The sequence below is a fragment of the Pseudomonas sp. S11P7 genome, from assembly GCF_023195435.1.
GTDB lineage: Bacteria > Pseudomonadota > Gammaproteobacteria > Pseudomonadales > Pseudomonadaceae > Aquipseudomonas > Aquipseudomonas fluorescens_G.
The window spans coordinates 4,171,246-4,182,790 of sequence record NZ_JALPKS020000002.1; the positions used below are offsets into that span (position 1 = coordinate 4,171,246).

Below are 11,545 nucleotides of genomic sequence, written 5' to 3' on the forward strand. Positions count from 1 at the left end.
ACGCTCCGACTGACCGCAGCACCACTGAAGAAATAACCGCTCACCCCGCTTGCGCGGCCCTCGCCTGCTCACTAACGTAGCGCCTTTATTGCGCCCCCAGCCTTTTGTATCCCAGGAGCTTCGCCATGGCCTCGCCAGCCCTCACACATTTCTTTCCCCGGTTCGGCGTTGCCGCAGCAGTGGCCGGTGTCCTGGGCCTGTCCGGTTGCCAGACGTGGAACGCGCAAGACAGCCTGCCACCGACCGCCGGCGTGCAGCCGCTCAAGGGCCTGGCGCAGAACGTGTCGGTGCGCCGCAATGCCATGGGCATGCCGTTGATCGAGAGCAACACCTTTCACGACGCGCTGTTCAGTCTCGGCTATATCCACGCCAGCGACCGCATCAACCAGATGGTCACGCTGCGTCTGTTGGCGCAGGGCCGTCTGGCAGAAATGTCCGGGGCCTCGTTGCTCGATGCCGACCGCTACATGCGGGCAGTCAATCTGAAGAAGAGCGCCGGCGAGCTGTACAAGGCCTCGTCGCCGCGCCTCAAACGCTTCTTCGAAGTCTATGCGCGGGGCGTCAACGCTTACCTGTTCCGCTATGCCGACAAGCTGCCGGGCGATCTCGCCGCCAGCGGCTACAAGCCTGAATACTGGAAACCGGAAGATTCGGCGCTGATCTTCGCCCTGCTGAATTTCAGCCAGTCGGCCAACCTGCCGGAAGAAATCCAGTCGCTGCTGCTCGCACAAACCGTCAGCAGCGACAAACTTGCCTGGCTGACGCCCTCCGCGCCGGACGAAAACCTGCCGCTGGCCGAGGCCGACAAGCTGCAAGGACTCAAGCTCAACGGGCAGATTCCCGGGCTGAGCGAGCTGAGCAGTGCCAGCCAGCAACTGTCGACGCTGAACCTGCTCGGTGCGACGTCGGCGAACAACTGGGCGATCGCCCCGCAACGCAGTCGCAGCGGCAAGAGCCTGCTGGCCAGCGATGCCCACGGGCCGCTGATGGCGCCGTCGCTGTGGAGCTTCGTGCAGATCCGCGCGCCGAAATACCAGGCGGCCGGGGTGACCATCGCCGGTTTGCCGATGGTGCTGGGCGGCTTCAACGGCAAGGTCGCGTGGAGCATGACCAGCGTGCTCGGCGACAATCAGGACCTGTTCCTGGAAAAAATCCGCCGCCAGGGCAGCAGCCTGACCTACGAGGTCAATGGCAAATGGCAGCCACTGGGCGTGCGCAACGAAACCTATTTCGTCAAAGGTCAGCGTCCGATTCGTGAAGCGGTGTACGAAACCCGTCACGGCGCGCTGCTCAACAGCGCTCAAGCGGCCGCGCAAGGCAGCGGTTTCGGCCTGGCCTTGCAGACCCCGAGCTTCACCGACGATAAATCCCTGGACGCGTTTTTTGACCTGACCCGCGCGCAAACGGTTGAACGTGCTTCCGACGCCAGCCGCGAAATCCGGGCTATCACCGCCAATCTGGTGTTCGCTGATGCAAGCAACATTGGCTGGCAGGTTACAGGACGCTTCCCCAACCGCCGTGAAGGCGAAGGCCTGCTGCCGTCGCCGGGCTGGGAAGGTCGATACGATTGGGACGGTTACGCCGACCCGATGCTGCACCCCTACGATCAGGATCCGGCGCAAGGCTGGCTCGGCACCGCCAACCAGCGCGTGATCCCCGACGGTTACGGCATGCAGTTGTCGAAATCCTGGGCGGCGCCGGAGCGCGGCGAGCGCCTGGCGGAACTGGCTGGCGCCAGCAAACACGACAGCCGCAGCGTGATCGCCATGCAATACGACCAGACCACGACCTTCGCTGCCAAGCTGAAGAAAGTCTTTGAAGCGCCGGGCATGAAACAACCGCTGAAGCAGGCGATCGATGCCCTGCCGGAAGCCGAGCGCAGCAAGGCCCGCGAAGCCTTTACGCGGTTGATGGCGTTCGACGGCAAGCTCAGCCCGACCTCGGCAGATGCGGCGCTGTATGAACTGTTCCTGCAGGAAAGCATGAAGCAGATTTTCCTCGACGAACTCGGCCCGCAGTCGAGCCCGGCGTGGAAGGCGTTTGTCGCCAACGGGGATACGTCCTACGCGGCGCAAGCCGACCATTTGCTCGGTCGCGAGGACAGCCCGTTCTGGGATGACCTGCGCACTGCGCAAAAAGAAGACAAGGCGCAGATTCTCGCTCGCAGCCTCGCCGCTGCGATCAGTGCGGGCGACAGTCAGTTGGGCGGCGATCACCGCGCCTGGCAGTGGGGCAAGTTGCACAGCTACCAGTGGAGTAATGCCAACGGCCAGACTGTGCGCGGGCCGCTGGCGGCGGGTGGCGATCACACAACGCTGAATACGGCGGCGTACGCCTGGGGGCAGGATTTTGCGACCACGCGGGCACCGTCGATGCGTTTCATCGTCGACTTCGGCCAAGCGGAACCGCTGATGGGGCAGAACGGAACGGGACAGTCGGGTAATCCGCTCAGCCCGAATTACCTCAATGGCATCGACGCGTGGCTCAAAGGGCAATACATCGGCTTGCCGATGCAGCCGCAGAACTTTGACCGGGTGTATGGCAAGACCCGATTGACACTTACTCCCGGGAAATAGGGCACGGATCAAGAGCCCCTCACCCTAGCCCTCTCCCAAAGGGAGAGGGGACTGATTGGGGGATGCTTGGGTAATTCGCCGACCTGATCGAGCGAGGCCGAATCCGGCATGGATTTCATTTTGCCGAAACCGGCACTGATCGTTCCCACGCTCCGCGTGGGAATGCCTCAACGGACGCTCCGCGTTCGGCTCTGGAGGGGACGCAGAGCGTCCCGGGCTGCATTCCCACGCAGAGCATGGGAATGATCAGAATCAGGTTGATATACCTCGTAAGACACTTCGCTCGGCCCCCTCTCCCTCCGGTAGAGGGCTGGGGTGAGGGTAGCGCGCCAAAACCGATCGAACTTCCAGCCTCACGCCCGCCTCATAACTAACAAGCCCCCCATTCCGGTCACGACATGGATCTTGTTATCGCCCGACCTGAAGGTCTCTATTGCCCCGCCGGGGATTTCTATATCGATCCGTGGCGCCCGGTCGAACGTTCGGTCATCACCCACGCGCACGGCGACCATGCACGAACCGGCAACCAGCACTATCTGTCCAGCAGCGCCAGCGAAGGGATTTTGCGCGCACGGCTGGGGCAAGACATCAACCTGCAGACCCTGCCCTACGGCCAGCGTCTGACGCATCACGGTGTCACCTTGAGTTTTAACCCGGCCGGCCACGTACTCGGTTCAGCACAGGTACGTCTGGAATACGGCGGCGAAGTCTGGGTCGCGTCGGGCGATTACAAGGTCGAGCCGGACGGCACCTGCGCGCCGTTCGAACCGGTGCGCTGCCACACGTTCATCACCGAATCGACCTTCGGCCTGCCGATCTACCGCTGGCAGCCGCAAGCGCAGATTTTCGCCGAGATCAATCAATGGTGGGCGGCCAATATTGCCGCCGGCAAAGCCAGCGTGTTGCTCTGCTATTCATTCGGCAAGGCTCAACGAATTCTCCACGGCATCGACGCCAGCCTCGGACCGATCCTCAGTCACGGCGCGGTCGAGCCGTTGAACCGGGTCTATCGCGAGGCCGGCGTGTATCTGCCCCCGACGCTCTACGCCGGAGACATAAAGAAAAGCGACCCGATCATGCGCCAGGCGCTGGTCATCGCCCCGCCCTCGGCCGGCGGCAGTACGTGGGTGCGTCGTTTCGGCGAATTCAGCGACGGTTTTGCCAGCGGCTGGATGCGTTTGCGCGGCACTCGGCGGCGGCGCGGCGTCGATCGCGGCTTCGTGCTTTCCGACCACGCCGACTGGCCGGGCCTGCTGTGGGCCATCGAACAGACCGGTGCGGAACGGGTGATGGTCACCCACGGCTCGATTGGCGTACTGGTGCGTCACCTGCGCGAAAAAGGCCTGGATGCGCAAGGCTTCAGCACCGAGTACGGCGATGACGAAGAAGAAAGCGGCGCCAGCGAGCCCGCGCTTGCCGAGGTGCCGACATGAAAGCGTTTGCCGAGCTGTACGCCGAACTCGACGCGACCACCTCAAGCAACGCCAAACTGGCGGCGATGCAGGCTTACTTCGCCCAGGCCGAACCTCAGGATGCGGCGTGGGCGGTGTACTTTCTTTCCGGCGGCCGGCCCCGGCAACTGGTGCCGGTAAAAATCCTGCGAGAGCTGGCGGTCGAGGTTTCCGGGCTGGAACCGTGGCTGTTCGAGGAAAGCTATCAAGCGGTCGGCGATCTGGCGGAAACCATTTCGCTGGTGTTGCCGGAGAACCTGCACAGCTCTGAAGCCGGCCTTGCTGAGTGGATTGAAGACAAACTGCTGCCGCTGCGCGGAGAAACGCCGGATTATCTCGCGCGACAACTGCCAGCACTGTGGGCGCAACTCGATCGGGCCAGCCTGATGCTATGCATCAAACTGATCACCGGCAGCTTTCGCGTCGGCGTGTCGAAACTGTTGGTCACCCGCGCGTTGGCTGCGATGGCCGGGCTCGACAGCAAACGCGTCGCCCAGCGTCTGGTCGGCTACACCGACCTGTCCAACCGACCGAACGCCGCCAGCTATCTGAAACTGATCGCCCCTGAGTCGGCTGACGAACATGCCCAGCGCGGCGGCCAGCCCTACCCGTTTTTCCTCGCGCATGCCCTGTCACAACCGGTTGACCAGTTCGAAGCGCTGCTCGGTCCGGTCGACAACTGGCAGGTGGAATGGAAGTGGGATGGCATTCGTGCACAGGTGGTCAAGCGTGACGGCCGTTTGTGGGTTTGGTCGCGGGGCGAAGAACTGGTCACCGAGCGTTTTCCCGAACTCGACGTGCTGGTGCAGGGTTTACCGGATGGCACCGTAATCGACGGTGAAATTGTCGTCTGGAAAAGCAGCCATCCGAGCACCGAAGACGCCTTCAATCCGCAGTCCATGGCACCGCCAGCAGTGCAGCCCTTCGCCCTGCTGCAACAACGCATCGGCCGCAAGACCCTCGACAAGAAGATCCTCGAAGACGTGCCGGTGGTGGTGCTCGCCTACGACCTGCTGGAATGGCAGGGCGAAGACTGGCGCAACCAGCCGCAGGCCAAACGCCGCGAACAACTGGAAGCGGTGATCGCCCGTTGCAACAGCCCGGTGCTGTTGCCGTCGCCGGTGCTGACCGGCAGCGACTGGGCCGACCTTGCCCAGCAGCGCGAAGCCTCGCGGCGCCTCGGGGTCGAGGGCATGATGCTCAAGGCGCGCGATGCGTTGTATGGCGTCGGGCGCACCAAGGACATGGGCGTGTGGTGGAAGTGGAAAGTCGACCCGTTCAGTGTCGATGCGGTGCTGATCTATGCACAGCGCGGACATGGTCGCCGCGCCAGTCTGTACAGCGATTACACCTTCGCCGTGTGGGACGGCCCGCCGGAGTCGAGTCAGCGTTCGCTGGTGCCGTTTGCCAAGGCCTATTCGGGGCTTACCGACGAGGAAATGCGCCAGGTCGACAGCATCGTGCGCAAGACCACCGTCGAGAAGTTCGGCCCGGTCAGCAGCGTCAAACCGAGCCTGGTATTTGAATTGGGCTTCGAAGGCATCGCCCTGTCACGGCGGCACAAGAGCGGAATTGCCGTGCGCTTCCCGCGCATGCTGCGCTGGCGCAAGGACAAAACCGTCGAAGAGGCTGACAGCCTCGCTACCTTGCAGGATCTGCTGGCCTGATCCTGGCCCCGCCCCGGTGATCGCGGTGATCGCAATGATCGCAATGATCGTTCCCGCGCTCTGCGTGGGAACGCAGCCCGGGACGCTCTGCGTCCCTTCCAAAGCCGAACGCGGAGCGTCCGTTGAGGCATTCCCACGCAGAGCGTGGGAACGATCAAGGTGAGCAGTCGAGCGCCGGGCAGTGTAAAGACCCAAAACTGTGCAAGAATCCAGACCCAGCCACGCGCACGCACCAATCGCGTGCTCGCCCTCGTGTCTCAATCTTTTAAAACACCTGTTCGGCACTCTGGTTCGGAAATTGCTACTTTCTATAGGTCGTAAGCGTTGCAGTAACAATAATTCTGCGCCACAAGCGCTCATATTGGTTCTTAGGGATTGAATAATGAAAAAAGCATTGCTGACCCTTTCTGCACTGGCGTTGTGCATGGCCGCCGGCTCCGCGCTGGCCAAGGAATACAAAGAGCTGCGCTTTGGCGTTGACCCTTCGTACGCACCGTTCGAGTCGAAAGCGGCCGATGGCAGCCTGGTGGGTTTCGATATCGACCTGGGTAACGCGATCTGCGCCGAACTGAAGGTCAAGTGCAAGTGGGTCGAAAGCGATTTCGACGGCATGATTCCGGGCCTCAAGGCCAACAAGTTCGACGGTGTGATCTCGTCGATGACCGTGACCCCGGCCCGCGAGAAAGTTATCGACTTCTCCAGCGAGCTGTTTTCCGGCCCGACGGCTTATGTGTTCAAGAAAGGCTCTGGCGTCACTGCAGATGCCGCGTCGCTGAAGGGTAAAACCGTCGGTTACGAGCAAGGTACCATTCAGGAAGCCTACGCCAAAGCCGTGCTGGACAAGGCTGGCGTAAAAACCCAGGCCTATCAGAACCAGGATCAGGTTTACTCCGACCTGACTTCCGGTCGTCTCGACGCCGGTATCCAGGACATGCTGCAAGCGGAACTGGGCTTTTTGAAGTCGCCTAAAGGCGCCGATTACGAAATCAGCCAGCCGGTCGACAGCGAATTGCTGCCAGCCAAAACGGCTGTCGGTATCAAGAAAGGTAACACTGAGCTGAAAGCGCTTTTGGATAAAGGTATCAAAGCGTTACACGACGACGGCAAATACGCCGAGATTCAAAAGAAACACTTTGGCGATCTGAATCTGTACAGCGGCAAATAATGCCCCGGCGCCCATCCTCGATGGGCGCCTTTTCCATCCGTTCAGGTTGCTGATTTATGTTTGAAACCCTTCTGCAAAATCTGGGGCTGGCCTCCTTCAGTCTGCAGGGCTTCGGCCCGTTGCTGCTGGCAGGCACCTGGATGACCATCAAATTATCGGCGATGTCGCTGCTGGTGGCCGTGTTGCTCGGCCTGCTCGGCGCCAGTGCCAAACTGTCGAAAGTCAAACTGCTGCGCCTGCCCGCCCAGCTCTACACCACGCTGATCCGCGGCGTGCCGGACCTGGTGCTGATGCTGCTGATCTTCTACAGCCTGCAAACCTGGCTGACGTCGCTGACCGACTACATGGAATGGGAATACATCGAGATTGACCCGTTCAGCGCCGGCGTCCTGACCCTGGGCTTCATTTATGGCGCGTATTTCACCGAGACCTTCCGTGGCGCGATCCTCGCGGTGCCGCGCGGGCAGGTCGAAGCGGCCACCGCCTATGGCCTCAAACGCGGCCAGCGCTTTCGCTTCGTGGTGTTTCCGCAAATGATGCGTTTCGCCCTGCCGGGTATCGGCAATAACTGGATGGTGATGCTCAAGGCCACCGCGCTGGTGTCGATCATTGGCCTGGCCGATCTGGTCAAAGCAGCGCAGGACGCCGGCAAAAGCACCTATCAACTGTTCTACTTCCTGGTCCTTGCCGCGTTGATCTATCTGCTGATCACCAGTGCGTCCAACTTCATTCTGCGCTGGCTCGAACGTCGCTACGCGGCCGGTGCCCGGGAGGCCGTGCGATGATCGAACTCCTCCAGGAATACTGGCGCGCCTTCCTTTATACCGACGGCCAGAACATCACCGGGCTGGCAATGACGATGTGGCTGCTGACCGCCTCGATCTGCATCGGCTTCATCGTCTCGATTCCGCTGTCGATCGCCCGCGTCTCGCCGCACTTCTACATTCGCTGGCCGGTGCAGTTCTACACTTATCTGTTCCGGGGCACGCCGCTGTATATCCAGTTACTGATCTGCTACACCGGGATCTACAGCCTGGCGGCCGTGCGTGAGCAACCGCTGCTCGACAGTTTCTTCCGCGATGCGATGAACTGCACGATCCTCGCCTTTGCCTTGAACACCTGCGCCTACACCACGGAAATTTTCGCCGGGGCGATCCGCAGCATGAACCACGGCGAAGTCGAAGCGGCCAAGGCTTACGGTCTGACCGGCTGGAAGCTGTACGCTTACGTGATCATGCCGTCGGCGTTGCGCCGGTCGTTGCCGTATTACAGCAACGAAGTGATCCTGATGCTGCACTCGACCACAGTGGCCTTCACCGCGACCATTCCCGATATCCTCAAAGTCGCGCGGGACGCCAACTCGGCGACCTTCCTGACCTTCCAGTCGTTCGGCATTGCCGCGCTGATCTACCTGACCATCACCTTTGCGCTGGTCGGCCTGTTCCGTCTCGCCGAACGGCGCTGGCTGGCCTTCCTCGGGCCGACGCACTAGGCCCAGCTCAGGAAAAAAAGAGATAAACAATGCGCCACCTGATTCATGACTTGCTGGCCCCGCTGCCGGGGACCGCTCGACAGATTCACAGCTTCCACTTCGGCCCGGAGCAGGCCAAGGGCAAGGTGTATATCCAGTCTTCGCTGCATGCCGACGAATTACCCGGCATGCTGGTGGCCTGGCACCTCAAGCAACGGCTGGCCGAGCTGGAAGCCGCCGGCCGCCTGCGCAGCGAGATCGTGCTGGTACCGGTGGCCAATCCGGTCGGCCTTGAGCAAGTGCTGATGGACGTGCCGCTGGGTCGCTACGAACTGGAGAGCGGGCAGAACTTCAACCGCTGGTTCGTCGACCTCAGCGAGGAAATCGGCAACGCCATCGAAGGTCAGCTCAGCGACGACCCGCAACACAACCTCGAACTGATCCGCGCCAGCCTGCGCGCCGCCCTCGCCCGCCAGACCGCCAGCACGCAATTGCAATCGCAGCGCTTGACCCTGCAACGGCTGGCCTGCGACGCCGACATGGTGCTCGACTTGCACTGCGATTTCGAATCGGTGGTGCACCTCTACACCACGCCGGAAGCCTGGCCGCAGGTCGAACCGCTGGCGCGCTACATCGGTGCGCAGGCGAGCCTGCTCGCTACTGACTCTGGCGGTCAGTCGTTTGACGAATGCTTCACCCTGCTCTGGTGGCAACTGAAGGAGCGCTTCGGCGAACACTTCGAGATTCCGCTGGGCAGTTTCTCGGTCACCGTCGAGTTGCGCGGTCAGGGTGACGTTACTCATCCGCTGGCCAGCCGCGACTGCCAGGCGCTGATCGATTATCTGATCCAGTTCGATGCAATCGTCGGCGAAACCAAGCCACAACCGTCCTTGCCGTACCCTGCTACGCCGCTGGCCGGCGTCGAACCGGTGACCACCCCGGTCGGTGGCCTGCTGGTGTATACCGCCACCGCCGGGCAGTACCTGGAAGCGGGTCAGCAGATCGCCGAAATCATCGACCCGATCCACGATCGCGTCACCCCCATTCATTGCACCGCCGCCGGCCTGCTCTACGCACGCTCGCTGCGGCGCATGGCCACTGCCGGCATGGTCATCGCCCACGTTGCGGGCGCCGAAGCCTACCGCAGCGGCTACCTACTTTCGCCTTGAGGATGTTCGTCCCATGTACAAACTGACCGTTGAAGGCCTGCATAAAAGCTATGGCGACCATCAGGTGCTCAAAGGCGTTTCGCTCAAGGCCAGAACCGGCGACGTGATCAGCCTGATCGGCGCCAGTGGCTCGGGCAAAAGCACGTTTTTGCGCTGCATCAACTTTCTCGAGCAACCCAACGACGGCGCCATGAGCCTCGACGGCCAGTCGATCCGCATGATCACTGACCGCCACGGCATGCACGTCGCCGACGCCAACGAGCTGCAACGCCTGCGCACCCGGTTGGCCATGGTGTTCCAGCATTTCAATCTGTGGAGCCACATGACCGTGCTGGAAAACATCACCATGGCCCCGCGCCGGGTGCTGGGTTGCAGCAAACAGGAGGCCGACGACCGCGCCCGGCGCTATCTGGACAAGGTCGGCCTGCCGGCGCGCGTCGCCGAGCAATACCCGGCGTTTCTCTCCGGCGGCCAGCAGCAGCGCGTGGCGATTGCCCGGGCGCTGGCGATGGAACCGGAAGTGATGCTGTTCGACGAACCCACCTCGGCGCTGGACCCGGAACTGGTCGGCGAAGTACTCAAGGTGATTCAGGGCCTGGCCGAAGAAGGCCGGACCATGATCATGGTCACCCACGAAATGAGCTTCGCGCGCAAGGTTTCGAATCAGGTGCTGTTCCTGCATCAGGGCCTGGTCGAAGAAGAAGGTGCGCCGGAGGATGTGCTGGGCAATCCGAAAAGCGAACGGCTGAAGCAGTTCCTCAGCGGCAACCTGAAATAACGCCGTACACAACCCCCTGTAGATACTCTGTTCACGGTCAAGCTTTTGCGAGGTGTTTCTCGCTAAAAAGCTTGGCCGTATTGAAATCTTCGCCGGCTCGCATACAGGCCCACAAGCCGGTCAGGTATTTGCGCATGACGGCGATGATGGCCTGCATCTTTCTTTTCCCTCGCCCGATCAAGGCTTCGTAAAGGCTTTCACGTTACTGTCGCAACGTATGGCAGTCAGCGCTGGCATATACATCGCTGAGCGTAGGTAGGCGTTTCCGCCCTTACTTATCCGTCCAGGTTTATCGATGCTGGTACCTGATTGCGTAAGCCGCACATCGAGCCCTGCATGTCGGCTGACCTGGGCGGACTTAAGCGTCACTGGCAAGGTCGTCAATTCAGCCAATGCCGAAAATACTGAAATTTCGCCCATGCCTGGCGCTGCGATCATGTGCCCGAACTGGGCGCTTAGGGTTGGGCAATTGTCGATCAGCGCCCGACCTGCGAGCCTGAAACGCTCGATTCGCTTGTCAAAAGCTTCAATGGCTTCTTCTTCGTCTTCAATCAGCATTTTCACGGTTGTTTGAGTAGCTTTCAGCGCATGCAGCTCGTTCTTGGCTCGGGTGCGATGACACGTCAAACGATTGATATGCCTTCCGATAGCCCGCAGTTCCAGCTGTATGGTCGTGGGCGGCGTCCACAATTTTGGACTCATGCGTTCGCCGTATTCAGCTAGCAGCTGGGCATCGATCGCATCGGTTTTGCTGTTTTTCAACATCAGCTTGGCAAAGTTATGAAAGCTCTTCGGGTTGATAACCGAAACGGGCAAACCCGCCGCAGTGAGTTCCATGGCCAAATCCAGGTAATAGATGCCGGTGGCCTCCATCACTACGGATAAAGGCTTGAGCTCGAGCAATCTGTTGACCGCTGCTTTGCGCCCGGCGGGCGTTTGGTCGATGTTGCAGGCACCTGCAAAACGGCCGTCTTTGCGCCAGCCCATGGCGGTCGTGCGAGACCCCACATCCAAACCGACATGCATGCTCATGCTTTCAACTCCGAGTGAACTGGGTTAGAAATGTATCCTGGTTCCCCTGACCTCGAACTTCATGCCACTGCAACCTTGTAATGCGAAGTCCGACTTGTCGGCTTCTCGATACTCTTCGTGGTGGGCAATGAGGCGGGGGACCTCTCTACAGACAAGGTCAGGAGCAAGTCCTGCCTTTAGGAGTGATCGGTCTCCCCAGAAACACATCTTCGTATGTCCGCACCAGCGAGCTTAGA

Annotated in this window: 8 protein-coding genes and 1 pseudogene; 8 read left to right on the forward strand and 1 reads right to left on the reverse strand. The window is 61.0% G+C overall.

Features of this window, described 5'->3' with window-relative positions:
* Positions 1–125: 125 nt before the first annotated feature.
* The 8 genes from M0746_RS19195 to M0746_RS19230 all read left to right on the forward strand — a co-directional run bounded on the left by M0746_RS19195 (position 126) and on the right by M0746_RS19230 (position 10,277).
* Complete coding sequence (locus M0746_RS19195; RefSeq protein ID WP_258450254.1) at positions 126–2,576, forward strand: penicillin acylase family protein; 2,451 nt, start codon at positions 126–128, stop codon at positions 2,574–2,576.
* A gap of 398 nt (positions 2,577–2,974) precedes the next feature.
* On the forward strand, positions 2,975–4,009 hold the full coding sequence (locus M0746_RS19200; protein ID WP_258450255.1) for a ligase-associated DNA damage response exonuclease: 1,035 nt from the start codon (positions 2,975–2,977) through the stop codon (positions 4,007–4,009).
* Positions 4,006–5,694 (forward strand): ATP-dependent DNA ligase, encoded by a 1,689-nt coding sequence (locus tag M0746_RS19205; RefSeq protein WP_258450256.1) that lies wholly within the window; start codon positions 4,006–4,008, stop codon positions 5,692–5,694. The genes M0746_RS19200 and M0746_RS19205 overlap by 4 nt, the downstream gene beginning before the upstream one ends.
* A gap of 382 nt (positions 5,695–6,076) precedes the next feature.
* Positions 6,077–6,859, forward strand: coding sequence for a transporter substrate-binding domain-containing protein (locus tag M0746_RS19210; protein ID WP_258450257.1), 783 nt, complete (start codon positions 6,077–6,079; stop codon positions 6,857–6,859).
* A gap of 56 nt (positions 6,860–6,915) precedes the next feature.
* Positions 6,916–7,644, forward strand: coding sequence for an ABC transporter permease (locus tag M0746_RS19215; RefSeq protein WP_090282094.1), 729 nt, complete (start codon positions 6,916–6,918; stop codon positions 7,642–7,644).
* Positions 7,641–8,351 (forward strand): ABC transporter permease, encoded by a 711-nt coding sequence (locus M0746_RS19220; RefSeq protein ID WP_090282093.1) that lies wholly within the window; start codon positions 7,641–7,643, stop codon positions 8,349–8,351. The genes M0746_RS19215 and M0746_RS19220 overlap by 4 nt, the downstream gene beginning before the upstream one ends.
* 29 nt (positions 8,352–8,380) lie before the next feature.
* Positions 8,381–9,499 (forward strand): succinylglutamate desuccinylase/aspartoacylase family protein, encoded by a 1,119-nt coding sequence (locus tag M0746_RS19225; RefSeq protein ID WP_090282092.1) that lies wholly within the window; start codon positions 8,381–8,383, stop codon positions 9,497–9,499.
* Positions 9,500–9,512: 13 nt separating this feature from the next.
* Entirely contained in the window at positions 9,513–10,277 is a 765-nt protein-coding gene (locus tag M0746_RS19230) for an ABC transporter ATP-binding protein (RefSeq protein ID WP_258450258.1), read from the forward strand.
* Positions 10,278–10,314: 37 nt separating this feature from the next.
* Here M0746_RS19230 and M0746_RS19235 read toward each other — a convergent pair.
* A pseudogene (locus tag M0746_RS19235) lies at positions 10,315–11,309 on the reverse strand (IS110 family transposase).
* Positions 11,310–11,545: the final 236 nt, after the last annotated feature.